Annotated in this window: 17 protein-coding genes and 1 pseudogene; 7 read left to right on the top strand and 11 right to left on the bottom strand. The window is 64.4% G+C overall.

The window, feature by feature from the left end; translation table 11 throughout:
* The first annotated feature begins 162 nt into the window (after nucleotides 1-162).
* The 5 genes from ACK6AU_RS22570 to ACK6AU_RS22550 all read left to right on the top strand — a co-directional run bounded on the left by ACK6AU_RS22570 (nucleotide 163) and on the right by ACK6AU_RS22550 (nucleotide 6,739).
* A complete protein-coding gene (locus ACK6AU_RS22570) occupies nucleotides 163-378 on the top strand; it encodes a hypothetical protein (RefSeq protein WP_409301479.1) in 216 nt (71 codons plus the stop codon).
* Nucleotides 379-1,178: 800 nt separating this feature from the next.
* Complete coding sequence (locus ACK6AU_RS22565; protein ID WP_409301477.1) at nucleotides 1,179-2,153, top strand: PAS domain-containing protein; 975 nt, start codon at nucleotides 1,179-1,181, stop codon at nucleotides 2,151-2,153.
* A 355-nt stretch (nucleotides 2,154-2,508) separates the two neighbouring features.
* Nucleotides 2,509-3,753: a kynureninase gene (gene kynU, locus ACK6AU_RS22560; RefSeq protein ID WP_409301475.1), complete on the top strand. Its 1,245-nt coding sequence runs from the start codon at nucleotides 2,509-2,511 to the stop codon at nucleotides 3,751-3,753.
* Between the two features lie 31 nt (nucleotides 3,754-3,784).
* The gene (locus ACK6AU_RS22555; RefSeq protein ID WP_409301473.1) at nucleotides 3,785-5,203 is read left to right on the top strand and encodes an amino acid permease; all 1,419 of its coding nucleotides are present in this window, start codon (nucleotides 3,785-3,787) and stop codon (nucleotides 5,201-5,203) included.
* A 213-nt stretch (nucleotides 5,204-5,416) separates the two neighbouring features.
* Complete coding sequence (locus ACK6AU_RS22550) at nucleotides 5,417-6,739, top strand: OprD family porin (protein ID WP_409301471.1); 1,323 nt, start codon at nucleotides 5,417-5,419, stop codon at nucleotides 6,737-6,739.
* 105 nt (nucleotides 6,740-6,844) lie between these two features.
* Here ACK6AU_RS22550 and ACK6AU_RS22545 read toward each other — a convergent pair.
* The 10 genes and pseudogenes from ACK6AU_RS22545 to ACK6AU_RS22500 all read right to left on the bottom strand — a co-directional run.
* Nucleotides 6,845-7,660, bottom strand: a pseudogene (locus ACK6AU_RS22545) (MFS transporter); the annotation flags it as partial.
* Between the two features lie 167 nt (nucleotides 7,661-7,827).
* Nucleotides 7,828-8,817 carry an amidohydrolase family protein gene (locus tag ACK6AU_RS22540; protein ID WP_409301469.1) on the bottom strand — a complete coding sequence of 330 codons (990 nt, stop codon included), beginning with the start codon at nucleotides 8,815-8,817 and terminating at the stop codon, nucleotides 7,828-7,830.
* A complete protein-coding gene (locus ACK6AU_RS22535; RefSeq protein WP_185701076.1) occupies nucleotides 8,814-9,386 on the bottom strand; it encodes a 3-hydroxyanthranilate 3,4-dioxygenase in 573 nt (190 codons plus the stop codon). The genes ACK6AU_RS22540 and ACK6AU_RS22535 overlap by 4 nt, the downstream gene beginning before the upstream one ends.
* A 2-nt stretch (nucleotides 9,387-9,388) precedes the next feature.
* On the bottom strand, nucleotides 9,389-9,823 hold the full coding sequence (locus ACK6AU_RS22530; RefSeq protein WP_068578590.1) for a RidA family protein: 435 nt from the start codon (nucleotides 9,821-9,823) through the stop codon (nucleotides 9,389-9,391).
* Nucleotides 9,820-10,611, bottom strand: coding sequence for a 2-keto-4-pentenoate hydratase (locus tag ACK6AU_RS22525; RefSeq protein ID WP_185701077.1), 792 nt, complete (start codon nucleotides 10,609-10,611; stop codon nucleotides 9,820-9,822). Before ACK6AU_RS22525 ends, ACK6AU_RS22530 begins: the two co-directional genes overlap by 4 nt.
* Nucleotides 10,608-11,642 (bottom strand): 4-hydroxy-2-oxovalerate aldolase, encoded by a 1,035-nt coding sequence (dmpG, locus tag ACK6AU_RS22520; protein WP_185701078.1) that lies wholly within the window; start codon nucleotides 11,640-11,642, stop codon nucleotides 10,608-10,610. Before dmpG ends, ACK6AU_RS22525 begins: the two co-directional genes overlap by 4 nt.
* A 12-nt stretch (nucleotides 11,643-11,654) precedes the next feature.
* Nucleotides 11,655-12,593 carry an acetaldehyde dehydrogenase (acetylating) gene (locus ACK6AU_RS22515; RefSeq protein WP_068578206.1) on the bottom strand — a complete coding sequence of 313 codons (939 nt, stop codon included), beginning with the start codon at nucleotides 12,591-12,593 and terminating at the stop codon, nucleotides 11,655-11,657.
* Between the two features lie 13 nt (nucleotides 12,594-12,606).
* A complete protein-coding gene (locus tag ACK6AU_RS22510) occupies nucleotides 12,607-13,419 on the bottom strand; it encodes a 2-keto-4-pentenoate hydratase (protein ID WP_185701079.1) in 813 nt (270 codons plus the stop codon).
* Between the two features lie 10 nt (nucleotides 13,420-13,429).
* Nucleotides 13,430-14,890, bottom strand: a complete 1,461-nt coding sequence (locus ACK6AU_RS22505; RefSeq protein WP_409301465.1) for a 2-hydroxymuconic semialdehyde dehydrogenase — start codon at nucleotides 14,888-14,890, stop codon at nucleotides 13,430-13,432.
* A 101-nt stretch (nucleotides 14,891-14,991) separates the two neighbouring features.
* The gene (locus ACK6AU_RS22500; protein WP_185701081.1) at nucleotides 14,992-15,951 is read right to left on the bottom strand and encodes a LysR substrate-binding domain-containing protein; all 960 of its coding nucleotides are present in this window, start codon (nucleotides 15,949-15,951) and stop codon (nucleotides 14,992-14,994) included.
* 319 nt (nucleotides 15,952-16,270) lie between these two features.
* On the opposite strand from ACK6AU_RS22500, the gene selD reads away from it, so the two are divergent.
* Both selD and mnmH read left to right on the top strand, forming a co-directional pair.
* The gene (gene selD, locus ACK6AU_RS22495) at nucleotides 16,271-17,305 is read left to right on the top strand and encodes a selenide, water dikinase SelD (RefSeq protein ID WP_185701082.1); all 1,035 of its coding nucleotides are present in this window, start codon (nucleotides 16,271-16,273) and stop codon (nucleotides 17,303-17,305) included.
* Nucleotides 17,305-18,402, top strand: a complete 1,098-nt coding sequence (gene mnmH, locus ACK6AU_RS22490) for a tRNA 2-selenouridine(34) synthase MnmH (protein ID WP_185701083.1) — start codon at nucleotides 17,305-17,307, stop codon at nucleotides 18,400-18,402. The genes selD and mnmH overlap by 1 nt, the downstream gene beginning before the upstream one ends.
* 151 nt (nucleotides 18,403-18,553) lie before the next feature.
* Here mnmH and ACK6AU_RS22485 read toward each other — a convergent pair.
* The coding region (locus ACK6AU_RS22485; protein WP_409301462.1) for a permease at nucleotides 18,554-19,499 on the bottom strand (946 nt) is incomplete at its 5' end.

The raw sequence follows: 19,499 nt of genomic DNA, 5'->3' as shown, positions 1-19,499 counted from the left end.
AGGTGAAATAAAACTGCAACAAGGTCGCGTGAGTATGCGTGGACAGCAACTTTCTTGGCGTGTCGGTATCAGGGGCTGTTTCGATTGTGGGGTTAAGTGGCACTATGGCGGGGCTTGGATAATAAGCGTGGGCTTGCCGCGGATCAAACGGGGATACAAGTCATGTGCGATGAACTACGTCAAGCCAGAATAATGAATGTCTTGAAACTTATAGTTGGTGCTCCTGATGCTGTACATGTCCGTGCGGCAGCGGCTTATGTCCATGGTTATATCGACGGACTATTCGACGAAGGCAAACTTTCAGTGCAAACCGCACAAGACTTGAAGTGGGTGGCGGAGATGCACCGGGATAAGCGGTTGTCGGATTTGAATATTTGAACCCGATTGCTGAGGCAAACGCTGGAAGTCGGGTATTGTATCCGTCTGTGTGCAGGCGTGCGGGTGGTTGCCGAGAACGTCGGCTCATATATGCCTGATCCTGCTCGGGGCAGCGGCTAGCCCGCCGGGGCGAGGCCGAACCGATGGGCGCCAGGCAGGCGTTCGAGGCGCTCCTGGCGATGGCTCCTGTCTGCCCTGGCTACCCGCGGGTTTTTGGCTGGTCGCTACGGATAGCATTATCGAGGTGCGGATAGCGGCTGCCTTGTACCGGAAATATCCCGACCTATTCTTCTTTGCTGACTTCGCCCTATCTTCACTGTTTCCTGGCCAATCAAGCCGTATCCAGGTCAGTAGAGATTAATGGTCGTTCTGGGTAGCCTGGATTGGTTCTACGGAGCACTTCAGGAGAGGTCTTGGACAAGTGTTCTGGTGCAGTTTTAGTCTGTCAAAAATGAAAGTCATGTTCTTTGCCGATGGCTGTCTAGCGGGCGGCCTCCATCAGGCATGGGTAAGTTTTTTTGAGCGTTCGTTCGGTTTTTCAGAGCGAAGTGGTGTATCCAATGGTCCGGAGGTTTATTTATAGTTGGGTATATTCCAGTGAAAAAGTTGCGCAATGCAACATGAGTGATGCTTGTGGTGTAGAGCGGAAAGTACGGCGGGTGCTGTTCGGATATTGATTTTTCATTGTGGTGATACTTGTCATGTTTTTGTCGCGTGAACTTTTGACGCTGTTGTCCGGGTTCACTCTTCGGTAGTCGAGAGATATGAAGAAAGAGTCCGGCAGACGGGATATTCCCGGCATGGAGTCAACGGTTGTCGATATTCAGCGCGCCATGCTGGATGCCACCCCTGACTGCATCAAGGTGCTGACCCCAGACGGCCTGCTCCTGGCCATGAGTGAGGCCGGATGCGCTGCGTTCCAGATACCCCGGGCGCAAGTCAAGGGCACGGCCTGGATTCCCTTGCTGCCCGCGTCGACCCACGGCGCCGCCCTCGATGCCCTGGCCTTGGCGGGCAGGGGTATTTGCGCGCGCTTCACCGGCTACAGCGATGCCCACGGCAAGATCATCCACTGGGACAATCTGCTGACCCCGACCCTCGATCTTCAAGGGCACGTGCATAACATCATCTGCGTGTCTCGCGATGTCACCGAGCAGGTGCTGTTGCAGCGGGAGCTGAACCAGGCACTGGCGCGTGAACGGCTGTTGACGGGTGAAAGGCTGCACCGGATCAAGAATCTTTTCACCGTGGCCGATGCGGTGGTCATGATGGCCGACAGGGAAGCCCGGAGCACCGGCGTTCTCGACCGTCTGGGCAAGATCGCGGCCGAGAAGCTGAGGGCGCTGTCCAGGGTCTACACCCAGGTCCTGGATGCGGAGGATGCCAAGACTATTGAAATGACCGCCTTCATCGGTGCCGTGCTGCAACCCTTCGGCGGCCAGTGCCGGTTCGGCGGCACCTTCGAGCATGTCCCCGGGGTGCTGGCCAATCTGCTGGCGCTGCTGCTCCATGAACTGGCGACCAACTCGGTGAAACATGGCGCATTGAGTGTCGTCGAAGGTGAGGTCGACATTCGCTGGGCCAGTCATGAGGGTTGGCTACGCCTCGATTGGCACGAGCAGGGTGGGCCGGTGATTCTTGCCCCGCCAGCCCGCGATGGCTATGGCTGCGAATTGATCAACGAACTGGCGGTGGTCGCCGGCGGGACCATCGAGCGGGACTGGCGACCGGACGGACTGCGGGTGGTATTGAAGCTTTCAGTGGCGGGCAAGTAGGTCCGTGCCAGGCCACCGGGTCCTATGGGTTGCCTTGCTCTCGGTTTTGCGTGCTGGCAACCCCAGCGGCATCCACGATGGCCATGTGGCCTAGTCCCCAGCTATCAAGATCGATCGTTACGCTGGACAGGGGTACTCATGCATGGCTCTCCAGCCACCCCGGGCTGAGCCACTCTCCAGAGATTTCGCGGACACCTTGCGCTGTAATTGTCGCAATGGATTGGCTATCACATTAGGGAATACCTGAAGGCATCTTTTCTATTATCCAGTAATGACTGACCTGGCTAGGATCTGGGCAGCCTGACGGTCGTCGTTGCCGTCTGGGCGCCACAATAATAGATGCCGAGGAATAGTCATGAGCAGTTCCACGCCCTGTCGCCTGGAGCAGGTCCAGCAGATGGACGAGGCCGATCCACTGGCCTTTTGTCGCCAGCGCTTTGCCCTGCCGCAACACAAGATCTACCTGGACGGTAACTCCCTGGGGGCGATGCCGGCCCATGTGCCCGAGCGAATCGAACAAGTCCTCAAGGAGGAATGGGCCCAGGGGCTGATCAACTCGTGGAACGATGCCGACTGGTATCCGGCACCGCAGCGCACCGGAGCGCGCATTGCGCATCTGGTCGGCGCCCAGGCGCATGAAGTGATCGTGGCCGACTCGACCTCGATCAACCTGTTCAAGGTATTGGTGGCGGCCTTGCGCATGCAGCCGCAACGTCGGCTGATCCTGGCGGAAAACGGCAATTTCCCCACCGATGTCTACATCGCCCAGGGGGTCTCGGAGTTGACGGGGTGCCAGTTGCAGTGCGTCGATCCCGAGCAGGTGATGGCGGCGCTGAGTGAAGAGGTGGCGGTGCTCTCGCTGACCCATGTCAACTTCAAGTCCGGCCGCCGCTACGATATGGCGGCCATCACTGCTCGAGCCCATGAACTAGGCGTTTTAGTGGTCTGGGACCTGTGTCATTCCGCCGGAGCCATGCCGGTCCGCCTGAATGCGGCGGGTGCCGACTTTGCCGTAGGCTGTGGCTACAAGTACCTCAATGGCGGACCCGGCGCTCCGGCTTTCGTCTTTGTGGCCGAGCGCCATATCCCTCATTTGCGCCAGCCGCTCACAGGTTGGCATGGCCATGCCAAGCCCTTCGACTTCACCCATGAATACCAACCGCATCCCAGCCTGGACCGGATGCTGGTGGGCACGGCGCCACAGCTTGGGGTGCTGGCCCTGGAGGCGGCCCTGGAAGCGTTCGATGGGGTCGACCTGCAGGTGCTGCGAGCCAAGAGCGAGGCCCTGACCGAATTGTTCATCGATCTCTGCGACCAGCAGTTGCAGGGCCTGGGGGTAACGCTGTGCAGCCCGAGGCAGGTCGAACAGCGCGGCAGCCAGGTCGCCCTGAGCCATCCCCAGGCCTATGCGGTCATGCAGGCCCTGATTGCCCGAGGCATTGTCGGCGACTTCCGGGCACCGGACATCCTGCGTTTCGGTTTTGCACCGCTGTACAACCGTTACCAAGAGGTGTGGGAGTGCGTGGGGGCACTGCGGGAAATCCTCGTGAGCGGCGAGTGGAACCAGCCGCAGTTCCTGGCCCGTAAATCGGTGACCTGACCCCAGTGCCTAGCCTTGGAGCAAGCGTGTCATGACAAAAACAATACACACCTTCAAACAAGTGGCAGACCGTGAGAAAGGCCTCAAGCAAACCCTGAGCAGCGGCCAATTGTCGATGATCGCCATTGGCGGGGCCATCGGTACCGGGCTGTTCCTGGGCAGCAGTTTTGCCATCGGTTTCGCCGGGCCCAGCGTGCTGGTGAGCTATGGCATCGGCGCGGTGATCGCGCTGTTGCTGATGGGCTGCCTGGCGGAAATGACCGTGCGCCATCCGACTTCCGGGTCTTTCGGTTCGTTCGCCGAGTTTTATGTGGCGCCCTGGTTCGGCTTCGCCCTGCGTTACGCCTACTGGGCGTCCATCGTGTTCGCCGTGGGCACGGAAATCACCGCCGCGGCGATGTACATGAAGTTCTGGTACCCGGATGTGCCGGGAGGCTACTGGATGCTGGGCTTCTCCCTGGCGCTGATCCTGGCCAACGCCTTCAGCGTCAAGGTCTTCGGCAGCATCGAGTACCTGTTCTCGCTGCTCAAGCTGTGCGCCATCGTTGCCTTCATCCTGCTGGGGGCCTGGGTGGTGTATGACGCGCCCATGGAATCGGGCATCGGCCTGGCCAACTACAGCAATGACCGGGGCTTCTTTCCCAATGGCGTCTGGGGCACCTGGGTCGCGGTGATCGTGGCTTTCTTCAGCTACCTGAGCATCGAGATGATCGCGGTAGCGGCGGGCGAGGCCAAGGACCCCGAACGCGCTGTGACGCGGGCGTTCCGCATTACCGTGGTGCGCCTGGTGGTGTTCTACCTGCTGACCATCGCCCTGGTCCTGGCCATCGTGCCCTGGGCGCGCAATACCGGCGGGGAAAGCCCCTTCGTCATGGTCATGGCGGCCAGCGGCATTCCTTATGCCGGTGGGGTGATCAACGCGGTGATCCTGGTGGCGGCGCTGTCGGCGATGAACAGCCAGCTGTACATCACCACCCGGCTGATGTTCAGCCTGTCCCGGGCTGGCCAGGCACCGGCGATGTTTGGCCGCCTGAGCCGCCATGGCGTGCCACTGGCGGCGCTGTTGCTGTCATCCCTGGGCATTGCCCTGGCCACCTTGTTGTACCTGGCTTATGCCGAGCAAGCCTTCACGCTGATGATGTCGCTCGCGATGTTCGGGGCCATGTTCACCTGGGCGGGGATCTTCCTCACCCACTTGTGCTTCCGTCGCCAGCAGGGTAGCGAACCGCTGGCCTTCAAGCTCTGGGGCTATCCCTGGACCAGCCTCGGCGGCCTGTTGCTGATGCTGGCCGTGATGGTCACGACGTTGTTCACCGAACCGTTCTTCCTGACCCTGGTCTGCGGGTTGCCCTTCCTGGGGCTGATCCTGTCGATCTACTACCTGCGTTTTCGCGGCAAGCGGGCCCTTGACGCCGAGGCCCCCAAGCCGCTGCCGCTGCGACAACCCTGAGCCGTGCTACCCCTGTAGACGCCAGCGAACCGGGGAGGGGCGTAAAGCAGCGTTGCCCTGCGAGTCGTACGCGGCCAAGGGCCGTGGCTCGGCCAGCGCGCTGGCGCCACTTCCTGGATCGCTCGGTTCCGGTGGCTCTGTGGTCACCCAGGGAACCGGGCGACCGCACTGCATCACCCACGACAAAAACAATAAATCACCAGAGGTTTTGCCATGCCCCATGTCTCGCGTTCTCTATCGCCATTGCTGTTGTCGCTATGGGGCTGCTTGCCCTGGACAACCCAGGCCGTCGAGTCGGGATTCATCGAGGACAGTCACCTGAGCGTGCTGGCCCGCAACTACTATCTCAATCGCAGCATTCAGGATGGCCGCGCGGATCGTAAGGATTGGACCCAGGGTTTTATCGGTCGCTTCAGTTCGGGGTTCACCCAGGGCTCCGTTGGCGTGGGCGTGGATGCCTTCGCCTTTCTGGGACTGAAGCTGGATGCCTCCGGCGGCAAGACCGGCACCTACAATTTGCCGATCCACGACAACGGCAAACCGGCAGACGAATACTCCAAAGCCGGTGCCGCGCTGAAGATCAAGGTCTCCAACAGCGTGCTGCGCTATGGCGAGCAATCGGTGGATACCCCGGTGTTCGCCGTCGGCCACAACCGCCTGATCCCGCAAACCGCCACCGGCTTTGCCCTGGATAGCCAGGAGCTGGAACGGCTCAAGCTGCGGGCCGGGCACTTCACATCGGCCACCGGCCATGTCACCACTAACAGCAACGGTGACCTGTGGGCGTTCTATGGTGGCGTCACCACCCCCTCGGTGGACTACGCCGGTGGCCAGTACCAGTTCACCCAGGACCTGGGCGCCAGTCTCTACGTTGCGCGCTTCCAGGACATCTGGAACCAGTACTACGCCAACCTCGACGGCCGCACCGACCTGGGGGCGGGGCAGCAGGCCGGCTTCGACCTCAACCTCTATCGCACCCTGGATACGGGCCGGGCCAAGGCCGGGGCCATCGACAACACCACGCTGGGCGCTGCGGTGTTCTATGGCCTGGGCGCTCACCGTATGACCCTTGCCTTGCAGAACGTCGATGGCAATACCCCGTTCGACTACCTGGGGGGCGGTGACCTGGATCGCAACGGTCGCAACGGCCGCGACCAGGGCGCCTCGATCTACCTGCCCAACTCGGTGCAGTACTCCGACTTCAACGGGCCCAACGAACGCTCCTGGCAACTGCGCTACGACCTGTCCCTGGCCAGTTATGGCATGCCGGGCTTGAGCCTGATGAGCCGTTACCTGCGGGGCTCCGGGATCGACGGTACGCACACCCCGGCCGGCAGCGCCTACGCCGGGATGTATGGCAAGGATGGGGTGCACCGGGAAATCAACTTCGAGGCACGCTATGTGGTGCAGAGCGGTCCCTGGAAGGATCTGAGCCTGCGCCTGCGCCAGACCTGGCACCGGGCCAATGTGGCCCAGGGCGAGGGTAATATCGATGAGTTCCGGCTGATCACCGACTACCCGATCGATATGTTCTGATCCGGTCCGGCCTTGGCCCCAGCGCCGTGGTGTCAATCCCGGTTCGCTCAGCAGGGCCATGATGATGCCGCCCAGCGCCCCACCCAAGGGAATCATGGCACTGACCCGCGCAGCATCGAGACTGTCGTAACCACTGGCGCGCAGTACGGTGGGCAGCCAGTTGGTCAATAGGTAGAACACCGACAGGCAGCAGAAGAACGTCAGCCACAGCAACAGGCTGCGCGCCAGTTGCGCTGGAGTGAACAACGCGCCTAGCGGTGAACGCATGGTTCGCGTGGGGGTGTCACTTTGCAGCCGAACCCGGCTCCAATCATCGTGGCCGCTGATCTGCGCCACGACCCGGTGCAAGGTGCTGGCATGGCGTGGGCGACCAGCCATGAAACACACCGATTCCGGCAAGGCGTGGTACAGCACGGGCAGTAGCAGTAGCGGCGCGAGGCCGCCGATCAGCAACAACCCTTGCCAACCCACCAGGGGCAACAGCGCTGCGGTCACGCCCCCGCCCAAGGCCAAGCCCAGGGTGAAACCGCAATAGCTCAGGGTTACCAGCAGCGTACGCCGACGTGCCGGTGAGTATTCCGAACTCAAGGTGATGCAGTTGGGGAGTACGCCTCCCAGGCCGATGCCGGTGACGAAGCGCAAGACGCTCAGCACTTCGATATTCGGCGACAGTGACGAAGCCAGGGTGCCCAGGGCGAAGATCAGTACGCAAAGCAGTAGCACGGACTTGCGTCCATGGCGGTCGGCCAGGGGACCGAGGCAAAAGCTGCCCAGGAGCATGCCGAACAGCCCCGCGCCAAAGACAGGTGCCAGTTGCACGCGATCGATGTGCCAGTCGTGAATCAGTTCGGGAGCGATGTAGCCGATGGCGGCAGTGTCGAAACCGTCCAGTAGAAGAATCAGAAAGCACAATGACAACACGCGTATCTGCAGGGCGGAGAGGGGACTGCGATCGATGAGTTCGGTGAGGTTTTGCGTACGCTCGTACAGGGTGGCTCCTTATGGGTTTTGTTTCTGGCGGACAGGGAGAGCCCGCCGGATGACCACGATTGCCGGTGCCGCAAGGGGATTGGGAAGGACGTAGCGGTTTAGAGCAGCTTGAAGAAGTCCTGGGCGTTACTGCCCAGAATCCTTGATTTATCGAGTTCTGCCAGATCGGGGTGCTCGGCCACGCCGCTGCCGATATCTTGCTCGCCCAAGGGGAAGGGCGAGTCGGAGCCGAGCATGACCCTTTCGCTGCCCATGACCTGTACCAGCAGTTTCAGGGCCCCGGGATCGAACACCGCGGAATCGACGAAGAAGCGCTTGACATAGCTTGACGGCAATTGCGGGCAGTTCTCGCGGACGATATCGCGATGGCGCCAGGCGTTATCCACCCGACCCAGGAGAAAGGCGAAACCGCCGCCGCCATGGGCAAAGCAGAGGCGCAGGGACTCAGGCAGGCGTTCGAAGGCCCCGGAGAGAATCAGCGAGAGGATGCCCAGCTGAGTCTCCGCGGGCATCGCCACCAACCACGGCAGCATCCATTTGCGCATGCGCTCGCCGCCCATCATGTCCCAGGGGTGGACGAGCACCGGAATGTCGTTGCGCCCGCAGTGATCGAGGAAGGCCACAAGATGGTCATGGTCCAGGTCGTGATTGCCCACGTGGTTACCGATCTGTACCCCGACATGACCGATGGCCCGTGCCCGGCTGGCTTCGGCGCAGGCCGCCTCCAGGTCCTGCAGCGGCACCTGGGCCAGGACCTTGAGCCGCGACTCGTGGCCAGTGGTCATCTGCATGGCCCGGTCGTTCATGCGTTGTGTCCAGGGCAAGGCTCGTTCGATCGGCGCATCGTAGCCGAACATCACCGGCGTGGCGCACATGATCTGGATGTCCAGGCCCTGTTCATCCAGGTGCTTGATACGCCGGGCCGGGTCCCAGAGCACGTCGTGTACCGGGCGAAAGGGCTTGTCGCCGACCATGATCTGGCCCTTGGCGCCGTCCTTGTGCAGCCAGGGAGCGCGCACCGGGTCCAGGCGTGCGGCCTCTTCTTGGGTAATGGCAGGGAAGAAGTGCGAATGCATGTCGATTTTCATGGGCAGGTCGCCGTCTTGAGGATTCGGTGCCAGGTCTGCCAGTCGCGACCCGGATGGATTTCGCCACAGCCGGTACAGCGACGCTGCTGGTCGCTGCTGGCGTAGAAGGTTTCGTAGAGGGGCGGCAGGTCGTCGACGATGCTTCGCAACTGCAGCTCGTGGCGCTGGATCAATGTGCCGCAGTGAGCGCAGGACCATTGCAGGGCATCGAGCATTCCCGGTGGCCGTTGGCGCTCCACCACCAGGCACAGGCTGCCGGGCTCCGGGCGCTGGGGAGAGTGGATGACGTGGGGTGCCATCAGGTAGAGGTCGCCTTCGCGCAGATCGATGCGCTCGTAGCGGCCGCGATCCCAGATGTTCAGGTAGGCGTTGCCCTTGAACTGGTAGAAGAACTCTTCCATGGGGTCGTCGTGGAAATCGGTACGCTGGTTCGGACCGCCCACCACCGTGACCATGAAATCGGCGTCTTGCCAGATCTGGCGATTGCCTACCGGTGGCTGTAGCAAGTGTGCGTGTTCATCGAGCCAGCGGTTGAAGTTGAGCGGGGCGCTGTAGTGATGTTTGTCCATTGTTATTGTTCTCGGCGATTGAGCGGGGCATAGGCCACCGCCTTGATTTCGATGCGCAGGTGCGGATGCGGCAATTGGTGCACGGCCACGGTGGTGCGGGTCGGGCCCTGCTCGTCGAAGTACTGCGCATAGACCTGGTTGTAGGGACCGAAGTCGTTCATGTCCACCAGGAATGCGCTGATTTCCACCAGGTCCTGCAGGCCGGCGTTCTCGCTGGCGAGAATGTCGCGGATGTTCTCGATCACGGCCCGGGTCTGGGCACGAATGTCCAGTGCGGTGGTACCCAGGGCATCCACCTCGACGCCTTCGAAGCTGTTGTCCGGACGTCGCGAACTGGTGCCGGAAACGAACAACAGGTCGCCGGCGCGCTTGATGTGGGGAAAACGTCCCCGGGGCTGGGCCTTGCCGGGTACCAGGGTGGCGCGCTTGCTGGTCATGGGCGCTCTCCCCGGGAATGGCCGCTGCAACTGAAGGCGCATTCGCCATAACCGGCGATCTCCACCTGGATATGGGCTCCAGGGGACAAGGCCACGGCGGCAGTGGCGGCACCCGCCATGATCAGGCTACCGGCGGGCAGGCTGATACCCGCCTGGGCCAGCAGGAGCGAGGCTTGCACCACGCTACGCAACGGGTGTCCGAGAATCGCCGCGGTGGAGCCGGCTTCCACCAGCGCGCCGTCCAGGCGCATCAGCACCCCGGCATTGGCCAGGGTCGAGAAATCCCGGGACCAGGGGCCCACCACCAGCCCGGCCGATGAGCAGTTGTCCGCGACCACATCTTCCAGGCTGAACCTGAACGCTTCGTACCTGGAGTCGATGATCTCGATGGCCGGGGCCACGGCCTCCAGGTAGTCCACGGCTTCGAGCTGGGTCAGGGGCCGGTCGATGACGCGACGGGTCAGGAAGCACAATTCCGGCTCGGCTCGCGGGTGGATATAACGATCGAGGCGCAAGGTGCCGCCATCTTCTTCCAGCATCGCGTCGGTGAGCCAGCCCCAGATCAGGCTGTCGACCCCCATCTGGGCCATCTTGGCCCGGCTGGTGAACCCGAGCTTGAGGCCGATCGTGCGTTCGCCGTCGGCGTAGCGGCGGGCCATGGAGGCGCGCTGGATGTCATAGGCCTGCGCCAGGTCGAACGGCGTGTGCTGGCTGAACTGGGGCAACGGGCAGGCAGTGCGCGCGGCCTGGTCGAGGGCGTGGGCGATGGGTTCCAGATCAAGGCTCATGGGCGGGACTCCCGGGCAGCGAGCAGGTCGAGGGCAACGTCGACGATCATGTCTTCCTGGCCGCCGACCATGCGGCGGCGGCCGAGCTCCACCAGGATGTCGACGGTCTTGAGCTGGTATTTGCGGGCGGCCACTTCGGCATGGCGCAAGAAGCTGGAATAGACCCCGGCGTAGCCCAGGGCCAGGGTTTCGCGATCGACCCGCACCGGACGATCCTGCAGCGGTCGTACCAGGTCATCGGCGGCGTCCATCAGGCGATACAGGTCGGTGCCATGGTTCCAGCCCAGCTTGTCGGCGGCGGCAATGAACACCTCCAGCGGCGCATTGCCCGCCCCGGCCCCCATGCCGGCGAGGCTGGCGTCGATGCGCTGGCAGCCTTCCTCCACGGCCACCAGGGAGTTGGCCACGCCCAGGCCGAGGTTGTGGTGGGCGTGCATGCCGGTGGCGGTGTCCGGCTTGAGCGTGGCCTTGAGGGCGCGAAAGCGCAGGCGGATGTCCTGCATGTTCATGGCGCCGCCGGAGTCCACCACGTAGATGCAGGTGGCGCCGTAGCTTTCCATTTTCCGGGCTTGGAGCGCGAGGTTCTCCGGGCTGGTCATGTGGCTCATCATCAGGAAGCCCACGGTGTCCATGCCCAGTTCCCGGGCGCATTCGATGTGCTGGCGCGAGACATCGGCCTCGGTGCAATGGGTGGCCACCCGCACCACCCGGGCACCGGCGCGATAGGCCGCCTTGAGGTCATGCACGGTGCCGATGCCGGGCAGCAGCAGGGTGGCGATGCGGGCGTGTTGCAGGACGTCGGCGGCGGCTTCGATCCATTCCAGGTCGGTATGGGCGCCGAAGCCGTAGTTGAAGCTGGAGCCCTGCAGGCCATCGCCGTGGGCCACCTCGATGCTGTCGACCCGGGCGGCATCCAGGGCCCGGGCGATGGCCTGGACCTGATCCAGGCTGTACTGGTGGCGGATCGCGTGCATGCCGTCACGCAGGGTCACATCCGAGATGTAGAGCTTGTTGCCGGGGGTTGAGGTCATGGCGAAGCTCCTTCAGCGATTGAGCATGGACTGGGCCATGCGCTCGGCGGTGGCCAGCGCGGCGCAGGTCATGATGTCGAGGTTGCCGGCGTAGGCGGGCAAGTAGTGGGCGGCACCCTCGACCTCCAGGAACACCGAGGTCTTGAGTCCGCTGAAGTGCCCAAGGCCAGGGATCAGCAGCGGCGCGGAGGGTGGGACCGGGTCGAATTGCACCTGCTGCTTGAGGCGGTAGCCGGGCACATAGGCCTGCACCGCTTCGGCCATGGCGGCGATGGAGGCGGCGACCTCCTGCTGATCGGCGGCGGCCGATAGCACCAGCACCGTGTCGCGCATGATCAGGGGTGGTTCGGCCGGGTTCATGACGATGATGGCCTTGCCCCTGGCGGCACCACCGATGGTTTCGATGGCGTGGCGGGTGGTTTCGGTGAACTCGTCGATATTGGCCCGGGTGCCGGGGCCGGCGGACTTGCTGGCGATCGAGGCGACGATCTCGGCGTAGTGCACGGGGGCGACCCGGGAGATCGCCGCCACCATGGGAATGGTGGCCTGGCCGCCGCAGGTCACCATGTTCAGGTTGAGGCTGTCCAGGTGCTGCTCCAGGTTGACCACCGGGATGCAATAGGGGCCGATCGCCGCCGGGGTCAGGTCGATCAGGCGGATGCTGGGTTTGGCCTGGCGCAGTACGGCCTCGTGGTGCTGGTGGGCGGCGGCCGAGGTGGCGTCGAAGACGATGTCGATGGCGCTGAACTCGGGCATGCGCAGCAGCCCTTCGACCCCTTCGTGGGTAGTGGCTACGCCCAGGCGCCGGGCCCGCTCCAGGCCATCGGAGGCGGGGTCGATGCCGACCATGGCGGTCAGTTGCAGGTGCCGGGCCTGGCGCAGGATCTTGAGCATCAGGTCGGTGCCGATATTGCCCGAGCCGATGATCGCGGCCTTGAGGGTTGTGGTCATGATGGGCTCCGGTCTATTGGGCACTGGCGAAGGCGGCGCTGACGCTGCCCAGGCCCTGGATATGGGCGGTGAAGCGCTGCCCTGGCTTGACCGCCACCATGGGGCCGAGGGCGCCGGTAAGCAGGATGTCGCCAGCGCGCAGCGGCGTGCCCAGGCGGACCAGCGTGTCGGCCAGCCACAGGGCGGCATTCAAGGGGTTGTCCAGGCATGCGGCGCCGACGCCCACCGAGACGGGTTCGCCGCCTTGGGTCATGCTCATGCCGCAACGCACCAGGTCGAGGCGGTCCAGGGACACTGGGCAACTGCCGAGGACGAACAGCCCACTGGAGGCGTTGTCGGCGATGGTGTCGCTCAACTGGATATCCCACTGGGCAATGCGACTGCCGACGATCTCGATGGCCGGCAGGGCGAAGGCGGTGGCGCGGATCAGGTCGGCCAGGGTATGGCGCTCATGGGGCAGGTCGCGCTCCAGGACCAGGGCGACTTCGGCCTCGACCTTGGGTTGGCAGGTATCGCTCCAGGCGATGGCTTGGCCGTCGCCGCGCGCCATGTCGGCGAACAGCTGGCCAAAGTCCGGCTGGTCCACCCCCAGTTGTTTTTGCACGGCGCGGGAGGTCAGGCCGATCTTGTGGCCCACCGGGCGACGCCCGGCGTCGATGGCCGCGCTGTTGTTGTAGCGCTGTACCTGGTAGGCCAGGTCGATGTGGGCGGACGGTGGCTGTTGCGCGGCGGCCCGGGCGATCAGCTCGCGTACCGGCGCGCAGGGTTGGCCGTCGAGTTGGGCCTGGCGCAAGCGGTGCGCCGCTTCGATCAGGTCTGCATGCATGTTGAGGCCCTCAGGGGTTGACGCAGATGGTGGTGATCTCGGAGTAGAAATCCAGGGAGTGGCGGCCGCCTTCGCGGCCCAGGCCCGAAAGCCGGGTACCGCCGAAGGGGGTGCGCAGGTCGCGCAGGAACCAGGTGTTGACCCAGACCATGCCGACGCGAAAACGCCGTGACAGCTGGTGGGCGCGCTTCAGGTCGCGGGTCCAGAGGGCCGTGGCCAGGCCGTAGGCCGAATCGTTGACCCGGCGCAGCACTTCTTCCTCGCTGTCGAACGGAGCGATGTGGCAGACCGGGCCGAATATTTCCTCGCGCAGGCAACGAGCGTGATCCGGCAGGTCGGTCCAGAGGGTGGGCTGGACGTAGGCGCCCTGGTCCCGGGCATCGCCAAAGTGGGGGACAGCGCCGCCGCTGACCAGGGTCGCGCCTTCCTCCAGGGCCAGCTGGAAGTAGCCCAGGACCTTGTCCCGATGCTTGTGGGATATCAGCGAACCCATGTTCACCCCGTCTTCGTCGGGGTAGCCGATCTTCAATTGCTCGGCCCCAGCCTTGAGGGCGGCGACGAAGCGCTCATAGATCGGCCGCTCGACGTAGACCCGCTCCGAGCACAGGCACACCTGGCCGGAGTTGGTGAAGCTGGAGCGCAACACCCCGGCGACCGCGGCGTCGAAATCGCAGTCGGCGAACACCACCGCGGCGTTCTTGCCTCCCAGTTCGAAGGACACCTCGCGCACGCCCTCGGCGGCGGCTTTCATGATGGTGGCACCGGTGCGCGATTCGCCGGTGAAGGTGATCGCATCGACATCCGGGTGGGTGGTGAGGAATTCTCCGGCCGACTTCGGGCCGAAGCCGTGTACCAGGTTGAAGGCCCCGGCCGGTACTCCGGCCTCCCGCATCACCTCGGCCAGCAAGGTGGCCGTGGATGGGGTTTCTTCCGAAGGCTTGATCACCACCGAGTTGCCGCAGGCCAGGGCCGGGGCGACTTTCCAGGTCAGCAGCAACAACGGCAGGTTCCAGGGCGAAATGATCGCTACCACGCCATGGGGCTTGCGCACGCTGTAGCTGAAGACGTCGTTGCCCTCGGCGCTGCGCATTTCGAAGAGCTCGCTACCGGACTGGCGCAGCAGTTCGGCGAAGGTGCGAAAGTTCTGTACTGCCCGGGCCACGTCCAGGGTCCGGGCCTGTTGCACCGGGCGCCCGGTGTCGGCGACTTCGGCGGCGACGAACGCCTCGAAGCGGCGCTGGATACCGTTGGCGATGTCCAGCAACAGATCGGCGCGCTGGCTGGCGCTGTAGTGGGCCCAGGGGCCCGATTGCGCGGCCTTGGCCGCGGCTACCGCGCGTTCGACCAGGGGCCGGTCGGCCTCGCAGACCTGCCCCAGCAAGCGACCGTCTACAGGGGAGATATTGGCAAAGGTCTTGGGGCTGGCGACAAACTCGCCGTCGATGAAATGACGCAGCAGGGGAGTGGACACTTGAGCCTCCGAAACGTGGGTTTCGGAGCGAGTGTAGGAAGACCTGGTATTAGTGAATAATCAATATTGAATGACTGGGTATTAGTGTTTGGAATACCGGGTCACGCCGGGTGCTCTTCGGTGAGGGATTCGTTTCGGGCCTGGTCCAGGCATTGGCGAAACAAGCGGGCGGCGGGCCCCAGCTTGCGCTGGGCGGAGCTGAAGCAGCCGATGTCGCCGAATTGCAGCGCGGTTCCCAGGTCGAAGGCCTTGAGCATGCCGGCCTGGATGAACTGCCGGGAAGCTTCGAAGGGCATCAGTGCCACGGTGCGCTGGTCCTGCATCAGGGTGATGTTGGTCAGGATCGACAGCGACTCGGCGACGTTGTCCGGGGTCGGCAGTCCGTTATCGGCAAACAATCGATCGCAGGTGCGGCGTAGCAGTGAGTCGCGAGTCGGCAGCACCCAGGGGTAAGCGTGCAATTGCTGGAGGCTGACCGGCGCCTGGCGATGCATCGGGTGCCGGGCACCGGCGACGATGCTCAGGTCCTCGCGGTACAGCACTTCGACTTCCAGGGCTTCGCTGCGCCATTGCCAGTCATCTGGGATCCGGCCTACCACCAGGTCGACGTCGCCCACCGCGAGCGCCGGGAACAACTGATCCATTTGCCCCACCCGCAGCGATACCAGCACGCCTGGGGCTTGTCGCTTGAGCAATTGAATGGCCCGGGGCAACAACGAGGTGGAGGCCGAGATCAGCGTCCCCACCATCACGTGCCCCGAGGTGCCTTCCTGGAAGGCGTTGACCTCATCGGTCAGGGCCCGCAACTCCGCCAGGAGCGACTTGGCACGCTGCACCACCACCTGCCCCAGGCCGGTGGCGCTCACCCCCCGGTTGCTCCGGATCAGCAGCGGCGCCTCGAAGTAGGATTCCAGCTCATGGATGATCTTGGTCACCGCCGGTTGGGTCAGGTTCAGGGCCTGGGAGGCGCGGACCAGCGAGCCGCTTTGCAACACCTGTTCGAAGACCACCAGCTGGTGGAACTTGAGCTTGCGGGCGATGGACTGGGTGCTGAACTTCATGGCGGGCTCCGTCAGCTCCATACCCGGCCTGGAGGAGGTGGCCTGGGGCGGCGCTTTTGTGGGGTGGCAATCAGGCCCGGGCAGGGCGCTGCAAGCCTAACCAAAGCCCGGGACTTTTGCATACCGACCGGCGTGACCCAGGTCGCCTACCTGTGCCATAACGCCGCAGCGTCCGGACGAGCGGCCAGCAGTGCCTGGCGCAGTTCGCTGTGGCGCGGTCGCGAAGGGCACTGGCAGATGCCGTTCCACCAGGGGACGCCGCGACCGGGGGCCCGAGGGCTCTGCTAGAATCCCCGTCCCAGACTTGACGAGGTGCCCCATGAGCGAGCCGATTCGCCTGACCCAGTACAGCCACGGAGCCGGTTGTGGTTGCAAGATTTCGCCCCAGGTGCTGGAGGTCATCCTGGCCGGCAGCGGGGCCCAGAACCTCGATCCCAAGCTGTGGGTCGGCAACGCCTCGCGCGATGATGCGGCGGTCTACGCCATCGACGGCGAACGCGGGGTGGTCTCCACCACCGATTTCTTCATGCCCATCGTCGATGATCCCTTCGATTTCGGCCGCATTGCCGCCACCAACGCCATCAGCGACATCTACGCCATGGGCGGCGATCCCTTGATGGCCATCGCCATTCTCGGCTGGCCGGTGAACGTGCTGGCCCCGGAAGTCGCCCGTGAAGTGATCCGCGGCGGGCGCTCGGTGTGCGACGCCGCGGGCATTCCCCTGGCCGGCGGCCACTCGATCGATGCCCCCGAGCCGATCTTCGGCCTGGCGGTGACGGGCCTGGTGGAAAAACGCTTCATGAAGCGCAACGACACCGCCACCGCCGGCTGCCTGCTGTACCTGACCAAGCCCCTGGGGATCGGCGTGCTCACCACGGCCGAGAAGAAGGGCAAGCTGCGCGATGCCGACGTTGGCCTGGCCCGGGACTGGATGTGCACCCTGAACAAGCCCGGCAGCCATTTCGGCAAGCTCGAGGCGGTTACCGCAATGACCGACGTCACCGGCTTCGGCCTGCTCGGGCACCTGGTGGAGATGGCCGACGGTAGCGGCTTGACCGCGCGTATCCATTACGACCGCGTACCGCGTCTGCCTGGCGTCGAGTACTACCTGGACCAGGGCTGCGTGCCGGGCGGCACCTTGCGCAACTACAGCAGCTATGCCGACAAGGTCGGGCGGGTGCAGGAGCTGCACAAGCGGGTGCTGTGCGACCCGCAGACCAGCGGCGGCCTGCTGGTGGCGGTGACGCCTGAGGGCAATGGCGAATTCCTCGCCCTGGCGGCGGAACTGGGCCTGGAGCTGGCGCCTATCGGCGAGCTGCTGGAGCGACAGAGTCACGCGGTCGAGGTGTGCTGATGTCCCTGGACTACACCGATTACCGCGAGATCTTCCTCAACGACCGGCCGCTGATGGACACCCGTGCGCCGATCGAATTCACCAAGGGCGCCTTTCCCGGCGTGCTCAACCTGCCGCTGATGACCGACCAGGAGCGCCAGCGGGTCGGCACCTGCTACAAGCAGCAGGGCCAGCAGGCGGCGATCGTCCTCGGGCACCAGTTGGTATCCGGGGCGATCAAGGCCGAGCGCATCCAGGCCTGGGCCGATTTCGCCCGGGCCCATCCCGATGGCTTGCTCTACTGTTTCCGTGGTGGCTTGCGTTCGCAGATCGTCCAGCAGTGGCTGCGCGACGAGGCCGGCATCGACTATCCGCGGGTGGGTGGTGGCTACAAGGCCATGCGGACCTTTCTCCTGGACACCGTGGAGCAGGCCATGCAGCAGTGCGACTTCGTGCTGCTGGGCGGCATGACCGGCACCGGCAAGACCCAGGTGCTGGGGCAACTGGACAACGCCCTCGATCTCGAGGGCCATGCCAACCACCGCGGCTCCAGCTTCGGCCGGCGCGCCACCGGGCAGCCGAGCAACATCGACTTCGAGAACCGCCTGGCGGTGGACCTGCTGAAGAAGCGTGAGCGTGGTGTGCGGGGTTTCGTCGTCGAGGACGAGAACCGCATGATCGGTAGCTGTGCGTTGCCGCTGCCGCTGCACCAGGGCATGCAACGAGCGCCGATGATCTGGCTGGAGGACCGCCTGGACAACCGGGTGCAGCGTATCCTCCAGGACTATGTGGTGGACCTGTGCGCCGAGTTCGTTGCCGTGCATGGCGAGCCGGGTTTCGCTCTGTTCGCCCAGCGCCTGCTGGAAAGCCTGAACAAGATCCACAAGCGCCTGGGCGGCGAGCGCCACCAGCGGTTGCTGGCGCTGATGCAGGAGGCCCTGGCCGAACAGGAGCGCAGTGGCGTGGTGGAGTTGCACCGGGGCTGGATCCAGGGCCTGCTCAGCGAGTACTACGACCCGATGTACGCCTTCCAGCGCGAGAGCAAGGGCGCTCGGATCGAGTTCGTGGGCGACCACGCCGCCGTGCTCGATTACCTGCGCCAGCGCCAACCTCTGTAGCCGCTGTCGCGCCCGCGAGGCTGCGCATGAGGACGCAGTCCTCGCCAAACCTGCCGATGCATTCCACCTGGATAAACGCAGTGCCTGCTTCTGCGGGTGCTGCGCGCCCGGTCGCAGCCGCGCTGGCGCTTGGCTGCGGTCAGGGGAAGGGTTACAGCAGGGCGGCGCCCACCAGGCCGCAGACGATGCCGACCAGCATGGTCAACACGGCGACGGTGACCAGCACCCGGGCGTCGAAATCCTTGCGCAGCATCAGCAGCGACGGCAGGCTGATGCTCGGCAGGGTCATCAGCAGGGCCACGGCGGGGCCGGTGCCCAGGCCCAGGGTCATCATGGTCTGGACGATGGGGATTTCCGCGGCCGTGGGAATCACGAACAGGGTGCCGGCGATCGCCAGGGGCACCAGCCACCACAGGCTATCGCCCATGGCCCCGTCGATATGCGGGAACAGCCAGACCCGCGCCGCGCCCAGCAGCAGGACCGCGAGGATATAGATCGGGATGGTGCTCCAGAACAGTTGCCACAGGGTCTTGCCCCAGCGCACGGGGAATGGCTGCTCGTTCGGCGTACCGGCCTCCACCACGGCTTCCACCGCCGCTTCGGGCAGTTGCTCGGGGCGCGCCACGCGCTGGGCGATCAGCGATACCCCCAATACCAGGACGATGCCCGCCACCAGGCGCAGGGCCGTGAAACCCCAGCCGAGGACGAAGCCCATGAACACCAGGGTCGCCGGGTTGAGCACCGGGTTGGCGATCCAGAACGCCAGGGCCGCACCCACCGATACGTTCTGCCGACGCAGGCCGGCGGCCACCGGGGCGGCGCAGCAAGAGCACATCATGCCGGGCAGGGCGAACAGGCCGCCGCGCAGGGTCGAGCCGAAGCCGGCGCGGCCGAACAACCGCAGCAGCCAGTCCCTGGGGATCAGCACCGGCAGAGGCATTCCCAGCACCGCCGCCAGCACGGCCGCTTTCCAGATCGCCAGGAAGTACACCTGGGCATAGGCCAGGGCAGCGCTCCAGGGCGAGCTTTGCTGATCGTTGAGGATCGAGGCGCCGATGCTGTGGCTGTCGGCGGCGACGAAGGCCTTGAGGTAGTAG

It is taken from the genome of Pseudomonas sp. KCJK8993 (assembly GCF_046230915.1).
Lineage (GTDB): Bacteria > Pseudomonadota > Gammaproteobacteria > Pseudomonadales > Pseudomonadaceae > Aquipseudomonas > Aquipseudomonas piscis.
This window is presented reverse-complemented; position numbering and strand designations above follow the sequence as displayed.

Coding starts and splice junctions, on each gene's coding strand:
- ACK6AU_RS22570 (WP_409301479.1), top strand. CDS start 163: ATGTGCGATGAACTACGTCAAGCCAGAATAATGAATGTCTTGAAACTT.
- ACK6AU_RS22565 (WP_409301477.1), top strand. CDS start 1,179: ATGGAGTCAACGGTTGTCGATATTCAGCGCGCCATGCTGGATGCCACC.
- kynU (WP_409301475.1), top strand. CDS start 2,509: ATGAGCAGTTCCACGCCCTGTCGCCTGGAGCAGGTCCAGCAGATGGAC.
- ACK6AU_RS22555 (WP_409301473.1), top strand. CDS start 3,785: ATGACAAAAACAATACACACCTTCAAACAAGTGGCAGACCGTGAGAAA.
- ACK6AU_RS22550 (WP_409301471.1), top strand. CDS start 5,417: ATGCCCCATGTCTCGCGTTCTCTATCGCCATTGCTGTTGTCGCTATGG.
- ACK6AU_RS22540 (WP_409301469.1), bottom strand. CDS start 8,817: ATGAAAATCGACATGCATTCGCACTTCTTCCCTGCCATTACCCAAGAA.
- ACK6AU_RS22535 (WP_185701076.1), bottom strand. CDS start 9,386: ATGGACAAACATCACTACAGCGCCCCGCTCAACTTCAACCGCTGGCTC.
- ACK6AU_RS22530 (WP_068578590.1), bottom strand. CDS start 9,823: ATGACCAGCAAGCGCGCCACCCTGGTACCCGGCAAGGCCCAGCCCCGG.
- ACK6AU_RS22525 (WP_185701077.1), bottom strand. CDS start 10,611: ATGAGCCTTGATCTGGAACCCATCGCCCACGCCCTCGACCAGGCCGCG.
- dmpG (WP_185701078.1), bottom strand. CDS start 11,642: ATGACCTCAACCCCCGGCAACAAGCTCTACATCTCGGATGTGACCCTG.
- ACK6AU_RS22515 (WP_068578206.1), bottom strand. CDS start 12,593: ATGACCACAACCCTCAAGGCCGCGATCATCGGCTCGGGCAATATCGGC.
- ACK6AU_RS22510 (WP_185701079.1), bottom strand. CDS start 13,419: ATGCATGCAGACCTGATCGAAGCGGCGCACCGCTTGCGCCAGGCCCAA.
- ACK6AU_RS22500 (WP_185701081.1), bottom strand. CDS start 15,951: ATGAAGTTCAGCACCCAGTCCATCGCCCGCAAGCTCAAGTTCCACCAG.
- selD (WP_185701082.1), top strand. CDS start 16,271: ATGAGCGAGCCGATTCGCCTGACCCAGTACAGCCACGGAGCCGGTTGT.
- mnmH (WP_185701083.1), top strand. CDS start 17,305: ATGTCCCTGGACTACACCGATTACCGCGAGATCTTCCTCAACGACCGG.